The sequence below is a fragment of the Alistipes sp. AM16-43 genome (genome assembly GCF_003435745.1).
Lineage (GTDB): Bacteria > Bacteroidota > Bacteroidia > Bacteroidales > Rikenellaceae > Alistipes > Alistipes onderdonkii.
Window position 1 is genome coordinate 36,320 of record NZ_QTUQ01000009.1, and the last position, 17,001, is coordinate 53,320.

Genomic DNA, 17,001 nt, shown 5'->3' on the forward strand with positions numbered 1-17,001 from the left:
CCGCAGGGAATATCCCGGCTGCGGAAGTTTCCGAAGCACCCGGGGCAGACCCCGGGGACGGGAAGCCCGCCGCAAAACGTGTCCCTGCGCGAAAACCCGTAGCACCTGCCGCCCGCCGTTCCCGCCGCAAACCCGACGCGAAGAAGCCGCGGCGCTGATGCCGGGCGCGGGGCTGTCCGGCGACTCAGGGCACAAGAAATCGCTCCGGTCACAGGTGTCTGTGGCCGGGGCGATGCCGTTTATGAATTCCGATCCGATAAAGGAAGGCCCCTGCCGAAGCAGGGGCCTTACCGGGTTCAGTCGGTTTCGGGTCGGTGGGTGTCGTGTGTCAGGTCGGTGTTGTGTATGCCCAGCACGGCGCGCCCCGACGGTTCGTTCATGTCGCGGAACGCCTTGTCCCAGGCCAGCGCTTCGGCGGTGCTGCACGCTACCGACGGTACCGACGGTACGCACTGCGCTGCCGTATGCGACGGGAAGTGTTCCTCGAAGATCGTACGGTAATAGTACTCCTCCTTGTTGCGGGGCGGGTTGATCGGGAAACGCTCCGCAGCGTGTTCCATCTCGCGGTCGGAGACCGCCTCTGCGGTCAGCTGCTTGAGCGTGTCGATCCAGTTGTAGCCTACGCCGTCGGAGAACTGTTCTTTCTGACGCCATACGATCTCGGAGGGGAGCATGTCCTCGAACGCCTTGCGCAGGATCCATTTTTCGATATGCCCGTCCTTGGCCATTTTCGCCGCCGGGTTGATGCGCATCGCTACGTCGAGGAACTCCTTGTCGAGGAACGGCACGCGCCCCTCGACACCCCATGCCGAGAGCGACTTGTTGGCGCGCAGGCAGTCGTAGAGGTGCAGCTTACTGATCTTGCGCACGGTTTCCTCGTGGAAGGCACGGGCGTCGGGCGCCTTGTGGAAATAGAGGTAGCCGCCGAAAACCTCGTCGGCACCCTCGCCCGAGAGCACCATCTTGATGCCCATCGACTTGATGACGCGCGCCAGCAGGTACATCGGCGTCGAGGCGCGTACGGTCGTCACGTCGTAGGTCTCGATATAATAGATCACGTCGCGCACGGCATCCAGCCCTTCCTGTACGGTGTAGTTGATTTCGTGGTGTACGGTGCCGATATGGTCGGCGACCTTGCGTGCCGCCGCCAGGTCGGGCGCCCCTTTCAGCCCGATGGCGAACGAGTGGAGCTGCGGCCACCAGGCCCGGTCGCGGTCGTTCGATTCGACGCGTCGGTCAGCGTATTTCTTGGCGACGGCCGAGATGATCGACGAGTCGAGGCCGCCCGACAGCAGTACGCCGTAGGGTACGTCCGACATGAGCTGCCGCTTGACGGCCGATTCCAGCGCCTCGCGCAGCGTCGGTATGTCGGCGCCGTTGTCCTTCACGGCGTCGTACTCGAACCAGTCGCGCTTGTACCAGCGCACCATTTTCCCCTCGCGGCTCGACCAGTAGTGCCCGGGCAGGAATGGCCGGATGGTGCTGCATACCCCTTCGAGGGCTTTCTGTTCCGATGCGACGTAGAATTGCTCGTCGCTGTCCCAGCCGATGTAGAGTGGGATGACGCCGACCGGGTCGCGGGCGATCAGGTATTCGTCCTTTTCGATGTCGTACAGCGCGAAGGCGAAGATGCCGCTGATCTTTTCCAGCAGCCCGACGCCCAGCTTGCGGTAGAGAGGCAGGATCACCTCGCAGTCCGAGCCTGTCCGAAAATCGTATTCTCCGGCCAGCTCGGCGCGGATCTCCTGATGGTTGTATATCTCGCCGTTCACGGCCAGCACCTGTTTCCCGTCGCAGCTGAACAGGGGTTGACCGCCCGACTGGGGGTCGACGATAGAAAGCCGCTCGTGCGAAAGGATCGCCCGCTCGCCGCAGTAGACACCTGACCAGTCGGGGCCCCGGTGCCGTATCTGCTTCGACATTTTCAGTACCTGCCCACGCAGCGCATCCGATTTCCGGCGGATGTCAAATAGTCCTACGAAACCACACATAGATTGATTGTTGTTGTATTACGTTACAAAACTGTTAATTGCCGGCCGCCTGTGTCCCGCTGCGGGAATCCCGCCGCGTCGCCGCCTCTCAAGTCCCCGCCGGGGCGGGGGCTCGGGGAAGGCCGGATTTACAAGCGGTGCCGGAGGCGGCGGATACAACCCGCCGGAGCGCGAAACAATCTGAAAAATTGCAAGGCCTCCCGGGGAATCAGTTGTTTTCCGGGCGGAGCTTGCGCACCACGGCGCCTGTCTGCCACATCTCGCTTTCACGCATCTCGCGCAGCTCTTCGTTGAGTTTCTCGCGGTAGTCGGGTTTGCTGTTCAGGTCGATCGAGCGCTGCGCCTCGTTGCCGGCGGCCACTTCGCCGTAAAGCTCTTCGAAGACGGGTTTGGTGGCATCGCGGAAGCGTTTCCACCAGTCCAACGCACCGCGTTGTGCCGTGGTCGAGCAGTTGGCGTACATCCAGTCCATGCCGTTCTCGGCCACCAACGGCATGAGCGACTGGGTCAGCTCCTCGACCGTTTCGTTGAAAGCCTCCGAAGGGGTGTGCCCGTGGGCGCGCAGCGTGTCGTACTGGGCCGCGAAAATACCCTGGATGGCACCCATCAGCGTGCCGCGCTCGCCCGTCAGGTCGGAGTAAACCTCCCGCTTGAAGTCGGTTTCGAACAGGTAGCCCGAACCTACGCCGATGCCCAGCGCCACCACGCGTTCGAATGCGCGCCCCGTGGCGTCCTGGAATACGGCGTAGCTCGAATTCAGGCCGCGCCCTTCGAGGAACATGCGGCGCAGCGAAGTTCCCGAGCCTTTCGGGGCGATCAGGATCACGTCTACGTCGGCCGGCGGCACGATGCCAGTGCGCTCCTTGTAGGTGATGCCGAAGCCGTGCGAAAAGTAGAGCGCCTTGCCCGGCGCGAGGTATTTCTCGATCGTCGGCCATACGGCGATCTGCCCGGCGTCGGAGAGCAGGTACTGGATGATCGTTGCGCGCCGGGCGGCCTCTTCGATCCCGAAGAGCGTCTCGCCCGGTACCCAGCCGTCGGCGACGGCCTTGTCCCAGCTTTTCGAGCCTTCGCGCTGTCCGACGATGACGTTGAATCCGTTGTCCTTGAGGTTGAGCGACTGCCCCGGCCCCTGTACGCCGTAGCCGATTACGGCGATGGTTTCGTCCCTGAGGACTTCGCGTGCTTTTTCCAGGGGAAACTCTTCGCGGGTAACGACCTTTTCTTCTACTCCGCCGAAATTGATCTGTGCCATAGTTGTATGAGTTTTAAAAGTTAAAATGAATCCGTTCTTTGTCTGTTCCTCTCGAGTTCTTCGAGGTATTCGTTGAGCAGCTCGCGCCGCGATTTGATGATGGCCACCGTGCCGCTGCGCACGAACTGCTGCACGCCGAAGGGTTGCAGCAGGCGAAACAACGCCTGCGTCTCGGCCTTATGGCCGGTTTTCTCGACGACGATGTAGTCGTCGTCGATCTCCAGAATGCGGACATTGTGCTCGCGTACGAGTTTCTCGACGTTGCGGCTGCGCGTGACTTTATAAAGGGCGATCTCCTGCTGCACGACTTCGTCCGAGGTGTAGACGAAGACCTTGAGCACGTCGATCTTCTTCTCGACCTGCCGCGCGAGCTTCTCGACCCGGTCGGGGCCGGTGCGGACGACGATCGTGAATTTATGGATGCCCGTGAGCGCCGACTCGGAAGTCGTCAGGCTTTCGATGTTGACGTTGCGGCACGTGAAGACCGTCGTGATCTGGCTCAGCAGCCCGACCTTGTTCTCCGAAAATACGGTGATGATATACTCTTGTTCCATACCTCGTTCGGTTTATTCGAGCCGGATCGCCGACACGGGGGCGCCGGCCGGCACCATCGGGAATACGTTTTCTTCGCTTTCGACGCGCACCTCCAACAGGTAGGCGCCTTTGCAGGCTTTCATCCCGGCCACCGCACCGGCCAGCTCCTCGCGCCGCTCCACGCAGCGGTAGGCGATGCCGTTGCCGCGGGCAATCAGCCCGAAGTCGGGGTTCGCCAGTTCGGTGAACGAGTAGCGGCGGTCGTAGAAGAGTTCCTGCCACTGCCGTACCATGCCCAGATAGGAGTTGTTGAGCAATACGATCTTAATGGCGACCTGCGACTGGAAGATCGTCCCCAGCTCCTGGATGGTCATCTGCAGCCCGCCGTCGCCGGCGAAGAGGCAGACCTCGCGGTCGGGGGCGCCCAGCTTGGCGCCGATGGCGGCCGGAAGCCCGAAGCCCATCGTGCCCAGGCCGCCCGAAGTTACCAGGCTGCGGCTGCGGCGGAACCCGAAATAGCGCGCCGCGAACATCTGCTGCTGCCCGACGTCGGTCACCAGCACCGCGTCGTTGTCGTAGGCATGCGCTACGGTGTCTACGACCTCGCCCATGCGGATGCGGCCGCCTTCCGGGCGGATCGCCTTGCGGACGACCGCTTCGTATTCGACTTTGTCGCAGGCGCGGAACCCTTCGATCCAGGCCTTGTGCCCGGCGGAGCGGATCCTTTGGGTGAGCAGCGGGAGCGTTTGTTTCACATCGCCGATGACGGCCACGTCGGCGTGTACGATCTTGTCGATTTCGGCGGGGTCGATCTCCAGGTGGATGACCTTGGCGTTCGCCCCGAAACATTTCGGGTTGCCCGTCACGCGGTCGTCGAAACGCATCCCCACGGCGATGAGCAGGTCGCACTCCTGGTTGCGGATGTTGGGGCCGTAGTTGCCGTGCATGCCCAGCATACCGACATACTGCGGCGAGGAGGTCGGCACGGCCGACAGCCCCAGCAAGGTCGAGGCGACCGGTATGCCGCTCTTTGCGAGGAAGGCCTGCAATTCTTCTTCGGCGTTTCCGAGCATCACGCCCTGTCCCGCCATCAGCAGCGGCCGTTGTGCGGCGTCGATCAGCCGTACCGCCTCGGCGATGCACTCCGCGGCGGGCGCGGGTGCGGGGACGTAGCTGCGGATGGACGTCAGCCTTTCGTAGCGGAACGGGGCCGTCCCGCACTGGGCGTCCTTGGTGATGTCCACCACCACAGGGCCCGGACGCCCCGAACGGGCGATATAGAACGCCTTGGCAATCGCCCCGGGAATGTCTTCGGTACGCTTGACCTGGCAGTTCCATTTGGTTACGGCCTGCGTGATGCCCACGAAGTTGGTTTCCTGGAAGGCGTCGGTACCCAGCAACGACGAACCCACCTGCCCGGTCACCAGTACCAGCGGCGTGGAGTCCATCAGCGCGTCGGCCAGTCCGGTCACGGTGTTTGTCGCCCCCGGGCCCGAGGTGACGAGGCAAACCCCTACGCGGCCGCTGACGCGGGCGTAGCCCTGTGCGGCATGTACGGCGCCCTGTTCATGGCGGACAAGGATGTGGCGCAGCCGGTCGCGGTAGTCGAAAAGCGCATCGTAAACGGGGATGATGGCTCCTCCGGGATACCCGAAAAGCGTGTCCACGCCCTCGCGCAGGAACGATTCGAGCAGGGCCTGCGACCCTGTGATACAAGGGCCGGGCTGTTGTCCTTCGGTTCTGGTTGTCGTGTTCGTATTCATGGTGTTGTCCGGTTTTATTCTTCTTCGACGATGCGTACGGCCCCTTTGTCGGCCGAGCTGACCAGCTTGGCATAGGCCCTTAGCGACGCGGGTATGCGGCGGTCGCGTGCCGCGGGGCGGAAATGCTGCTGTGCGGCCATGCGCGCGGCGATTTCCTCGTCGCCGGCCATGAGGCGGATCGAGCGCCGCGGGATGTCGATCTCGATCTCGTCGCCCGTGCGGATGACGGCGATCTCCCCGCCCGAAGCCGCTTCGGGCGAAACGTGACCGATCGACAACCCCGACGTTCCGCCCGAGAAGCGGCCGTCGGTAATCAGCGCGCAGGCTTTGTCGAGGTGTCTGGATTTGAGGTACGACGTGGGGTAGAGCATCTCCTGCATGCCGGGGCCGCCCTTGGGGCCTTCATAACGGATGACGACCACGTCGCCGGCCTGCACCTCGCCGCCGAGGATGCCGCCGATGGCCTGTTCCTGCGATTCGTAGACGCGGGCGCGCCCGCGGAAGACGAACAGCGACGTGTCGACGCCGGCTGTCTTGACGATGCAGCCCCGGCGGGCGATGTTACCTGTCAGTACGGCCAGCCCGCCGTCGCGGAAGTAGGCGTGTTCCATGTCGCGGATGCAGCCTGCCGTGCGGTCGGTGTCCGGTGTGTCGTAATAAGTCCGTTGTGTGCCCAGTTCCCGGCTGTAAAGGCCGCCAGGGGCGCTCAAGTAGCGCTGTTTGGCTTCGCTGCTCGCCGTTTCGCTCCGCAGGTCGAAGACCGCGATGGCCTGGCCGAGCGTGCGCCCGTCGACCCTCCCGGCCGAGGTGTCGAGCAATCCGCCGCGGGCGAGTTCGCCCAGGATCGAGAGGATGCCGCCCGCACGGTTGACATCCTGGATATGGTAATGCGAGTTGGGGGCGACCTTGCACAGCACGGGCACCCGGCGCGAAAGGCGGTCGATATCCTGCATCGTGAAATCCACCCCGGCCTCGTGGGCTACGGCCAGCAGGTGCAGCACCGTGTTGGTCGAGCCGCCCATGGCGATGTCGAGCGACATGGCATTCTCGAAGGCTGCCTTCGTGGCCACCGAGCGCGGGAGCACCGAGTCGTCGCCCTCGAAGTAATAGCGTTCGGCATTGCGGACGATCAGCGCTGCGGCCTCTTCGAACAGGCGGCGGCGGTTGACATGCGTGGCCACGACGGTGCCGTTGCCCGGGAGCGAGAGCCCGAGCGCTTCGGTCAGGCAGTTCATCGAGTTGGCGGTGAACATCCCCGAGCACGAACCGCAGCCGGGGCATGCGGCGCGTTCGACGCGCGCCACCTGTTCGTCGCTGCAATTTTCGTCGGCAGCCATTACCATGGCGTCGATCAGGTCGAGCGCCCGCTCGCCGAGATGCCCCGCCTCCATCGGCCCGCCCGATACGAAGACGGTCGGGATGTCGAGCCGCATGGCGGCCATCAGCATGCCCGGGGTGATCTTGTCGCAGTTCGAGATGCAGACCAGTGCGTCGACCCTGTGGGCATTGGCCATATATTCGACGCTGTCGGCAATGATCTCGCGCGAGGGCAGCGAATAGAGCATGCCGTCGTGTCCCATGGCGATGCCGTCGTCGATGGCGATGGTGTTGAATTCCGCGGCGAAACAGCCGAGCGCTTCGATCCGCTGCTTGACGTATTGTCCGATTTCGTGCAGGTGCACGTGTCCCGGAACCAGCTGGGTGAACGAGTTGGCGATGCCGATGACCGGGCGGCCGAACTGCTCTTCGCGCATGCCGTTGGCACGCCACAGGCTCCTGGCTCCGGCCATACGCCGGCCCGTCGTCGTGACGGCACTTCTGAGTGGGTGTTTCATCTTTTTCTTGTTTTCTGCGTATTGCGCCTTTGCCATCTGCCCGGATAATAAAAAACCTTTCTCCATCGGGAGAAAGGCCTTTTTATCATCTTTCGGATATACACATCACCTTTCTCCCGTTATCTTGCCAAAGACGACGAGCAGCAGATTAATGACGTTATTATTCGAATGGTTCTGGGCGTTCATGGCCGGAATTTGCGTGTTTGTTCCGTTTCAAAGATAGGGATATAAAATCGTTTCGTCAAAATAATTTTGCAAAAAATTTAATAATGTGATAGTCCGGAACCTATATCCCCTCTTGCGCTTTATGAAGACCCGGATAGAAGCCTTTTATATTACAGTTTGAAACCGTATTTTTTGGGCCTTTTAACCGCTTTTCGCCCGATTCGGAGGAAAGCAGGCCTTCCGGGAACCCCTAATATCTTACGGTTTGTCGTCAAGTTCGGTATTTTCAGCCTTTCAGGACTACTCCTATTATATATAAAGCGGCCGCCGGTGCTTTTTAGGGCGTCTTACGATTTGTTACCCGAATTTGGATATTAAATTTTTTTGTTTTATATTTGTCCCCGATGGATATGAAACGGAACCATACGATGACCGGGGGATGCGGGGTAGCCTGCAGCCCGGTGGCGTGCGCCGTTTCTTTCACCGTCCTTATCTCCGCTACTACCACTACGACAACCCCTGTGGGGGTGTAGTTGTTATTTTTCCGTCACGAGCATACCCGTTATGCATTTTCCGGCCAAGGCTGCCGGAACGGAAAGCCCGGTTCGATCAAAGGTAGTTTCATTCAAAAGGAGATTTTTATCATGCGATATATCAAAGTTTTCGCCCCGGGAACGGTGGCGAACCTGGGTTGCGGCTTCGATGTGATGGGGCTGACGCTCGACGGCGTGGGCGACCTGTTGGAGGTCGGCATCGAAGAAGGTGCCGGGGAGCTCGTTATCCGCAACCGCAGCGGGAAGGAACTTCCCGCCAAAAACGAGGACAACGTGATTACCCCGGCGGTGATGGCACTGCTCGGGGCATACGGAAAACCCGTGCGGGTCGAAGTTACGATCCTCGAAAAGATCGCTCCCGGCAGCGGTATCGGATCGAGTGCGGCTTCGTCGGCCGCAGCGGTCTGGGGTGTGAACGAACTGTTGGGACGTCCCTTTTCAGGGGAGCGGCTCGTGGAATTTGCGATGATGGGCGAGGCGCTTATCGGCGGTACGCCCCATGCCGACAACGTGGGCCCTGCCGTGCTGGGCGGCGTGGTGCTGATCCGGGGGTACGAACCGCTGGACATTGTGCGCCTGCCCGTCCCCGAGGGCTTTTTCTACGCCGTGGTGCATCCCGACATCGTGGTCAGTACCAAGCAGGCGCGCGAAGTGCTTCCCCGCGAGGTACCCCTGCACGATGCCGTGACGCAGTGGGGCAATGTCGGCGGGCTGGTGGCCGGGTTCGCCCTGGGCGACGTGGCGCTGATCGGCCGGTCGATGCACGACGTGGTGGCGGAGCCTTACCGCAAGGGGTTCATTCCGGGTTACGACCAACTGAAGGAAGGGGTGCTCGCCGAAGGCGCCCTGGCGATGAACATTGCCGGGTCGGGGCCTTCGATCTTCGCCCTGGCTGCCGATGAGGCCGTCGCGCAGCGGGTCGCGCAGCGGATGCAGGCGCATTTCGCCCGCCCCGGTATCGGCTGCAAAATATATGCGGGCCGCGTGTCGAACTGCGGGGCAAGGATTGTGGAATAGTATAAAACGACAAACAGATGAAATATTACAGCACGAAAGACAAAACATGCGCACACGCCTTTTCGCTTCGCGAGGCCGTGCAGGCGGGGCTGGCACCCGACGGCGGGTTGTTCGTCCCGGAACGTATCCCGCAGGCCGATATGGCCGTTGCGGAGCGGCTGGCTGGGGAGTCCTATGCCGCGCTGGCCGGATACCTGGCGGAACTTTTTTTCGGTGACGACATCGACCTCGGCCTCCTGCGGCGGGAGATGGAGCGGATCTACGACTTTCCGCTGCCGCTCCGCCGGGTCGGCAGCCGCTATACGCTGGAGCTGTTCCACGGCCCGACGTTCGCATTCAAGGACTACGGGGCGGGCTTCATGGGGCGCATGGTCGGCTTGCTGGGCGGTGCCGGCGAAAAACTGGTGATCCTGACGGCTACGTCGGGCGACACGGGTAGCGCCGTGGCACACGGGTTTTACGGCGTGCCGGGCGTCGAGGTGGTGCTGCTCTATCCCGAAGGGAAGATCAGCCGGCTGCAGGAGTGCCAGATGACCACGCTCGGCGGCAATATCCACCCGCTGCGTGTGGCCGGGACGTTCGACGATTGTCAGCGGCTGGTCAAGGAGCTGTTTGCCGACGCAAAATTCCGTGCGGGGCACCGCGTGTCGTCGGCCAATTCGATCAACCTGCTGCGCTGGATACCGCAGGCATTCTATTATTTCTACGGCTATTGCCTGTGGCGGCAGCAGACGGGCGGCGGGCGGCCTGTGGTCGTGGTGCCGAGCGGTAACTACGGAAACCTCTCGGCCGGGATGCTCGCCCGCCGCATGGGGCTCCCCCTCGGCGGATTCGTCGCGGCTTCGAACCGTAACGACGTGGTGCCCGAATTCCTGCGCAGCGGCGAGTACCGTCCGAGGCCGTCGGTGCGGACACCGGCCAATGCGATGGACGTCGGGGCGCCGAGCAATTTCGAACGTATGCTGTGGCTCTGCGGCGGTGAGCCGGATGCCCTGCGTGATGAACTGGAGGGATTCCGCTGCGACGATGCCATGATTCGCCGCACGATTGACGGGCTGCACCGCAATTACGGATACCTTTCCGACCCGCACAGCGCCATCGGATATGCCGCTTCCGTAGCGTGCGGGAAACCGGGATTTTACCTCTCTACGGCGCATCCCGCCAAATTCGGGGAGGTCATCTTCCCCGTCACGGGGGCTGCGGTTCCGCTGCCGCCGCTGCTGGCCCGGCTCGCCCGCCTGCCCCGGGTTTCGGAGCCGATGGCGGCCGACCTGGGGGCACTCGAGCAATTCGTGGCCGGGATATAAACCGGCTGCCGGGCCGTGGGGGCGTTGCTGTCCGGGCGGGGTGCGCCTCGTGGCCTGAACGGAAAAAGGGGTTGCAACCGCAAAGGTTGCAACCCCTTTTTTGCGGATAGGAGCCCCCGGAGCGGGGCGTGCCTAAATATGCGCGGCGATGAAGTCCCCGACCTCGGAGGTCGAGTAGCGGCGTTCGCCCTGTGCGGCGAGGTCTTCGGTGACGACGCCTTCGGTGAGCGCCCGGTCTACGGCGGCCCGCACGGCGCTGCCCTCCGTGTCGAGCCCCAGGTGTTCGAGCAGCATGGCGGCCGAGAGGATCGTGGCCATCGGGTTGGCGATGTTCTTCCCCGCAGCCTGCGGATAGGAGCCGTGGATCGGCTCGAAGAGCGCCACTTCCGACCCGACGCTCGCCGAGGGGAGCATGCCGAGCGAGCCGCTGATGACGCTGGCCTCATCGGTGAGGATGTCGCCGAACATGTTCTCGGTGACGATCACGTCGAAATGGGTCGGCTGGCGTACGATCTGCATCGCGGCGTTGTCCACGAACATGAATTCCAGCTCCACTTCGGGGTACCGGGGTGCCATATCCTGCGCGACCTCCCGCCACAGGCGCGAGGTTTCGAGCACGTTGGCCTTGTCCACGACCGTCAGGCGCCGCCGGCGGCTCATGGCGAGCCGGAATGCGACGTCCAGCACACGCTCGATCTCCGTGCGCGTGTAGGTGCAGGTGTCGAAAGCCTCCGTCCCGGCTTCGTTACGCCCCTGCGGTCGGCCGAAATAGATGCCGCTCGTCAGTTCGCGCACGCAAATGAAATCGGTGCCGCGCACCACCTCTGCCTTGAGCGGCGAGCGGTCGGCCAGCGTGTCGAACAATGCGATGGGGCGCAGGTTGGCGAACAGTCCCAGCGATTTGCGCATGCGCAGCAGTCCCTGCTCGGGACGTACCGGGGCCTTGGGGTCGTTGTCGTACTTGGGGTCGCCGATGGCACCGAACAATACGGCGTCGGCAGCCTGGCAGATGGCGTGCGTCTGGTCGGGATAGGGGTCGCCCGTGGCGTCGATGGCGCAGGCGCCCACTAACGCCTCGCGGTAGTCGAATCGGTGTCCGAATTTCGCCGCCACGCGGTCGAGTACTTTCGTGGCCTCGGCAATGATTTCGGGGCCGATGCCGTCGCCGGCTAAAAGAGCTATGTTAACATCCATGGTCGTTGTATGTTGGTTCTATTATGTTCAGCATTTTGATCGTCGCCTTGATGGCGGCTTCGGTCTGGTCGGCATCCAGCCCGCGGGTCTTGAACTCCTTGCCGCCCGTCTCCCACGTGATGATCGTCTGCACGAAGGCATCGGTTCGTCCGCCGGGCGGGATCGAGACGGTGTAGTTGCGCAGCATCGGGAACTCGCGGCCGAGCTGGTGCTTGTAGATCTGCCTGAGCGCCCGCATGAAGGCGTCGTACTGGCCGTCGCCGACCGAGGTCTGCTCGTATTCGCAGCCGTTGATCTCGATCTTGAGCGTAGCGGCCGGGTGCAGCCCCTGTGCCAGCGACAGGCTGTAATTGAGTATCCGCACGGGGTTTTCGACCTGGTCGTAGCGCAGTACGTCGGCGATGATGTAGGGCAGGTCTTCGGCCGTCACCAGCTCCTTCTTGTCGCTCAGCTCGACCACCCGTTCGGTCACCTTGCGCATCGAGGCTTCGTCGAGCTCGATGCCCAGCGCTTCGAGGTTCTTCAAGATGTTGGCCTTGCCCGAGGTCTTGCCCAGGGCGTATTCGCGTACGCGCCCGAAGCGTTCGGGCAGCAGCTCGTTGAAATAGAGGTTGTTCTTGTTGTCGCCGTCGGCATGGATGCCGGCACACTGCGTAAAGACGTTCTCGCCGACGATCGGGCGGTTGCCCGGGATACGGATGCCCGTGTAGGTCTCGACCATGCGGCTGACGTGGTTGATCTTCGTTTCGTCGATGCCCGTGAGGCAGTGCAGCCGGTCGTGCAGCACGGCCACCGTGCTCGACAGGGGTGCGTTTCCTGCGCGTTCGCCCAGCCCGTTTATGGTTACGTGAACCCCGTGGAACCCGGCTTTCACCGCAGCTGCGGTGTTGGCCACGGCCAGGTCGTAATCGTTATGGGCATGGAAGTCGAACCTAAGCTGCGGATAGCGTGTCACCATGTCGCGGCAAAACCGTTCGGTGACATAGGGGTCGAGGATGCCCAGCGTGTCGGGGCACATGAAGCGCTGCACGGGGGCGTCGGCAAGCCCGTCGAGTATCGTGTAGACGTACCCGGGCGAATCCTGCATACCGTTCGACCAGTCTTCGAGGTAGACGTTCACCTTCATGCCCCGTGCGACGGCCCCGCCGATCGTGGCGCGGATGTCGCAGAGGTGCTCCTGCGGGGTGCGGCGCAACTGTTCGCGGCAGTGTTTGAGCGACCCCTTCGCCAGCAGGTTCACCACGCGGCACCCGGCCTGGCCGAGCCAGTCGAGCGACACGCCGCCGTCGATGAATCCCAACGCCTCGATGCGGTCGGTATAACCCTTCGCGGCAGCCCATTCGGCGATGCGGCGCACGGCCTCCTGCTCGCCCTGCGAAACCCGCGCCGAGGCGATCTCGATGCGGCTCACGCACAGTTCTTCCAGCAACAGCCGGGCGATGGAGAGTTTTTCGCGGGCGTTGAACGAAACCCCCGACGTCTGCTCGCCGTCGCGCAGCGTAGTATCCATTATCTCTACGCGGGGATACATTGCGCTGCTATTTATGCGCCTGTTCGAACGCTTCGATCTGGGGCGCGATGCTGCGCAGGTAGTCCACGTCGTCGTAGCCGTTCAGCAGGCACCGCTTTTTGTATGCGTCGATCTCGAAGCGCTCGCTGCGGCCCGTGGCGCAGATCGTCAGCGTCTGGTTGTCCAGGTCTACGGTGAATTGCGTCGCAGGGTCGCCGTCGATCGCCGCGAAGACCGCCGCGAGGAACTCCCCGCTTACCGTGATCGGCAGCAGCCCGTTGTTGAGGGCATTGTTGCGGAAGATGTCGGCGAAGAAGCTCGACACCACGACGCGGAACCCGTAGTCGGCGATGGCCCATGCGGCGTGCTCGCGCGAACTGCCGCAGCCGAAGTTGCGGCCTGCGACGAGGATTTTGCCCCCATAACGGCTGTCGTTGAGCGGGAACGAGGCGATCCGCTGCCCCCGGGCGTCGTAGCGCCAGTCGCGGAAGAGGTTGTCGCCGAATCCTTTGCGCTGGGTGGCTTTCAGGAAACGTGCCGGGATGATCTGGTCGGTATCTATGTTCTCCGTGCTCACGGGCACGGCCCCCGAGGTGAAGGTTTCGAATTTGGGTATGGACATATTGGTTTTGTTTTTTCCGGCATTCGGCAGCGGCCATTTTGCCGCAAAGCGGCATGTAAGCCCCTGCCTGAGGCGGGGGGTTGGGGGTGGGCCGGAATTATAAACGACGCCGAAGGCGGCGGCAACGACCGGCCGATCCAAACCGAAGTTAAAAATTTTTACATTTCAAACACCTTGCGCGGATCCTCGATCCTGCCGCATACCGCGGCCGCGGCGGCTACCGCAATGCCTGCAAGCATGGTGCGCGCACCGGGCCCCTGGCGCCCTTCGAAGTTGCGGTTCGAGGTCGAAACGCTGTATTTGCCTGCCGGGATCTTGTCGGCGTTCATCGCCAGGCACGCCGAGCAGCCCGGCTGCCGGAGCTCGAACCCGGCGGCGGCGAGCACTTTGTCGAGCCCTTCGGCCCGTGCGGCGGCTTCGACGCCTTTCGAACCGGGGACGATCCATGCCGTCACGCCCTGGGCCTTGCGCCGGCCTTCGACCAGCTTGGCGAAGCGCCGCAGGTCTTCGATGCGGCCGTTGGTGCAGCTGCCCACGAAGACATAGTCGACGGGTTTGCCGAGCAGCTTTTCCCCGGCTTTGAATCCCATGTACTCCAATGCCTTGGGGTCGGCCTCGGCCGGGATCTGCGCATCGACGGCCATGCCCATGCCGGGGTTGGTGCCGTAGGTAATCATCGGGGCGATGTCGGCAGCATCGAACCGGTACTCCTTGTCGAATACGGCGTCGGCATCGCTGTAAAGCGCCTCCCAGCGGGCGACGGCCTGGTCGAACGCCGCTCCCTGCGGCGCACGTTCGCGCCCGCGCAGGTAGTCGAACGTCGTCCGGTCGGGTGCGATCATGCCGCCCCGCGCCCCGCACTCGATGCTCATGTTGCAGACGGTCATGCGCCCTTCCATCGAGAGCGAACGGATCGCTTCGCCGGCGAACTCGATGAAATAGCCCGTGCCGCCCGAGGCGGTGAGTTGCGAGATGATGTAGAGCACGACATCCTTGGCTTCGACGCCCGGGCGCAGTGTCCCGTCGACCGTGATGCGCATGCTCCGCGGCTTGGACTGGATGATGCACTGGCTGGCGAAGACCATCTCGACCTCTGAGGTGCCGACGCCGAATGCCACGGCGCCCAGTGCCCCGTGCGTCGAGGTGTGGCTGTCGCCGCAGACGATGGTCATGCCCGGCTGTGTGAATCCCAGTTCGGGGCCGATGATGTGCACGATGCCCTGGCGCGGGTTTCCCACGCCGAAATGTTCGATGCCGAATTTGGCGCAGTTGGCCTCCAGCGCCTCGACCTGGCGCCGTGATTCGGCCTCGGCGATCGGCAGGTGCTGGTCGACGGTCGGGATGTTGTGGTCGGCCGTGGCGGTGATTTGTGCCGGGCGTGCCACGCCGATGCCGCGCCGTTCCAGGCCTGCGAAAGCCACGGGCGACGTCACCTCGTGGATGTACTGGCGGTCGATGTAGAGCACCGAGCGTCCGCCGTCTTCGGTGCGCACGGTGTGCGCATCCCATATCTTGTCCAGAAGTGTCCTGCCCATCTTACTCCTCCTTTTCCTTGCGTTCGGTTACGTTCAGTACGCGCAGCGCGTCGAGGAACGCCTCGATCGACGCCCGTGTGGTGTCGGTGTGTGCGGCGAAGCCGTGGACGGTGCGGCTGCCGCACTGTACCTGTACGTGTACGCGCCCCACGTCGTTCGAACCGCGGGTGATGGCCTGCATGAGGAACTCCATGAGCACGACCTTCTCGTTGATCAGGGTCTTGATCGCCGACACGGCGGCATCCACCGGGCCGTTGCCCGTGGCGATCGCCATGCGCTCGTGGTCGCCGAACTTCAGCACCACGGTCGCCGTCGGGACGAGCGTGCCTGTGGTCACCTGCAGGAATTTGAGCGATACGGACTGCTGTTTCATGCGGTCGATGTCGCCCACCAGGTATAACAGGTCGTAGTCGTGGATCTCCTTTTTCTTGTCGGCAAGCTCGAGGAACTTGCCGTATGTGTCGTCCAGCTCTTCCTGCGTGAGGTCGTAGCCGAGCAGTTCGAGCCTGTGTACGAGCGCCGCGCGGCCGCTGCGGGCCGTCAGGGCGATGACCGACTCGTTGAGGCCGATGTCCTGCGGGTCGATGATCTCGTAGGTCTGGCGGTCTTTCAGTACGCCGTCCTGGTGGATGCCCGAGGAGTGGGCGAAGGCGTTGCGGCCGACGATCGCCTTGTTGGGCTGCACGGGCATGTTCATCAGGCTCGACACCAGGTGCGAGGCTTTGGTGATCAGGCGTGCGTCGATGCCGGTGTCGACGGCGATCTCCTTGTGGCAGCGCAGCGTCATCACCACCTCTTCGAGCGAGGTGTTGCCCGCGCGTTCGCCGATGCCGTTGATCGTCACCTCGGCCTGCCGCGCACCGTTGAGGATGCCGCTCAGGGTATTGGCCGTAGCCATGCCCAGGTCGTTGTGGCAGTGGGTCGAGATGATCGCCTTGTCGATGTTGGATACGTGGTCGACCAGGTATTTGATCTTCGCGCCGTATTCGTGGGGCAGGCAGTAGCCCGTGGTGTCGGGGATGTTGACCACCGTAGCCCCGGCCGCAATGGCGGCCTCGACCACGCGGGCGAGGTATGCCGGATCGGCACGTCCGGCGTCTTCGGCGTAGAACTCCACGTCCTCGACATAGCTTTTGGCGTATTTCACCGCCTCGACGGCCTGTTCGAGGATTTTCTCGGGCGTCGAGCGCAGTTTGTCGTAAATGTGCTGGGGTGAAACGCCTATACCCGTGTGGATGCGCTTGTGCCTGGCCAGTCGCAGGGCATCGGCGGCGACGTCGATGTCTTTTTTCACGGCGCGGGTCAGCGCACAAATCGTCGGGGCCGAAACGGCCTTCGAAATCTCGAGTACGGAGTTGAAGTCTCCGGGGCTGGAAATCGGGAACCCCGCTTCGATGACGTCCACGCCGAGGCTTTCCAGCAACTTGGCGACTTCGATCTTCTCAGTGGTGTTCAATTGGCAGCCCGGCACCTGCTCGCCATCACGGAGCGTGGTGTCGAAAATAAACAGTTTCTCGCACATAATATGACTAATCTAACTAACCTTGGCAACAAATATATTAAAAATATTTTCCAAATTCCTATTTTACCGGAGGAAACTGTCTCTCCTACCCGAATTTAGCGGCGTTTTCCCTCCGGGAGTACGAATCCGGAAATAAAAACGGCTCCGGATGCCCGAAGCCGTTTTGCCATATATTTTCAGGTGTTGCCGGAACCTGT

At 62.7% G+C, this 17,001-nt stretch carries 12 protein-coding genes; 2 read left to right on the forward strand and 10 right to left on the reverse strand.

Annotated elements, in window-relative coordinates:
• Positions 1 to 296: 296 nt before the first annotated feature.
• The 5 genes from asnB to ilvD form a co-directional block, all read right to left on the reverse strand.
• Positions 297 to 1,991 (reverse strand): asparagine synthase B, encoded by a 1,695-nt coding sequence (asnB, locus tag DW189_RS12830; protein WP_117508456.1) that lies wholly within the window; start codon positions 1,989 to 1,991, stop codon positions 297 to 299.
• Positions 1,992 to 2,199: 208 nt separating this feature from the next.
• Positions 2,200 to 3,246 (reverse strand): ketol-acid reductoisomerase, encoded by a 1,047-nt coding sequence (gene ilvC / locus DW189_RS12835; RefSeq protein WP_117508457.1) that lies wholly within the window; start codon positions 3,244 to 3,246, stop codon positions 2,200 to 2,202.
• A gap of 20 nt (positions 3,247 to 3,266) precedes the next feature.
• Positions 3,267 to 3,800, reverse strand: a complete 534-nt coding sequence (gene ilvN, locus DW189_RS12840) for an acetolactate synthase small subunit (RefSeq protein ID WP_117508458.1) — start codon at positions 3,798 to 3,800, stop codon at positions 3,267 to 3,269.
• Between the two features lie 12 nt (positions 3,801 to 3,812).
• Positions 3,813 to 5,543 carry a biosynthetic-type acetolactate synthase large subunit gene (ilvB, locus tag DW189_RS12845; RefSeq protein WP_117508459.1) on the reverse strand — a complete coding sequence of 577 codons (1,731 nt, stop codon included), beginning with the start codon at positions 5,541 to 5,543 and terminating at the stop codon, positions 3,813 to 3,815.
• Between the two features lie 14 nt (positions 5,544 to 5,557).
• Complete coding sequence (gene ilvD, locus DW189_RS12850; RefSeq protein ID WP_117508478.1) at positions 5,558 to 7,378, reverse strand: dihydroxy-acid dehydratase; 1,821 nt, start codon at positions 7,376 to 7,378, stop codon at positions 5,558 to 5,560.
• A gap of 809 nt (positions 7,379 to 8,187) precedes the next feature.
• Here ilvD and DW189_RS12855 point away from each other — a divergent pair.
• Together DW189_RS12855 and thrC are read left to right on the forward strand one after the other, a co-directional pair.
• Positions 8,188 to 9,114: a homoserine kinase gene (locus tag DW189_RS12855; protein ID WP_117508460.1), complete on the forward strand. Its 927-nt coding sequence runs from the start codon at positions 8,188 to 8,190 to the stop codon at positions 9,112 to 9,114.
• 17 nt (positions 9,115 to 9,131) lie between these two features.
• Positions 9,132 to 10,421, forward strand: coding sequence for a threonine synthase (gene thrC / locus DW189_RS12860; protein WP_117508461.1), 1,290 nt, complete (start codon positions 9,132 to 9,134; stop codon positions 10,419 to 10,421).
• A gap of 132 nt (positions 10,422 to 10,553) precedes the next feature.
• Here thrC and leuB read toward each other — a convergent pair whose 3' ends face one another.
• The 5 genes from leuB to DW189_RS12885 all read right to left on the reverse strand — a co-directional run bounded on the left by leuB (position 10,554) and on the right by DW189_RS12885 (position 16,804).
• On the reverse strand, positions 10,554 to 11,615 hold the full coding sequence (leuB, locus tag DW189_RS12865) for a 3-isopropylmalate dehydrogenase (protein WP_117508462.1): 1,062 nt from the start codon (positions 11,613 to 11,615) through the stop codon (positions 10,554 to 10,556).
• Positions 11,605 to 13,146 carry an alpha-isopropylmalate synthase regulatory domain-containing protein gene (locus tag DW189_RS12870; RefSeq protein WP_117508463.1) on the reverse strand — a complete coding sequence of 514 codons (1,542 nt, stop codon included), beginning with the start codon at positions 13,144 to 13,146 and terminating at the stop codon, positions 11,605 to 11,607. The genes leuB and DW189_RS12870 overlap by 11 nt, the downstream gene beginning before the upstream one ends.
• A 7-nt stretch (positions 13,147 to 13,153) precedes the next feature.
• Complete coding sequence (gene leuD / locus DW189_RS12875; protein ID WP_018696330.1) at positions 13,154 to 13,747, reverse strand: 3-isopropylmalate dehydratase small subunit; 594 nt, start codon at positions 13,745 to 13,747, stop codon at positions 13,154 to 13,156.
• 158 nt (positions 13,748 to 13,905) lie between these two features.
• Positions 13,906 to 15,282, reverse strand: a complete 1,377-nt coding sequence (gene leuC / locus DW189_RS12880) for a 3-isopropylmalate dehydratase large subunit (protein WP_117508464.1) — start codon at positions 15,280 to 15,282, stop codon at positions 13,906 to 13,908.
• A gap of 1 nt (position 15,283) precedes the next feature.
• Positions 15,284 to 16,804 (reverse strand): 2-isopropylmalate synthase, encoded by a 1,521-nt coding sequence (locus tag DW189_RS12885; protein WP_117508465.1) that lies wholly within the window; start codon positions 16,802 to 16,804, stop codon positions 15,284 to 15,286.
• Between the last annotated feature and the right edge of the window lie 197 nt (positions 16,805 to 17,001).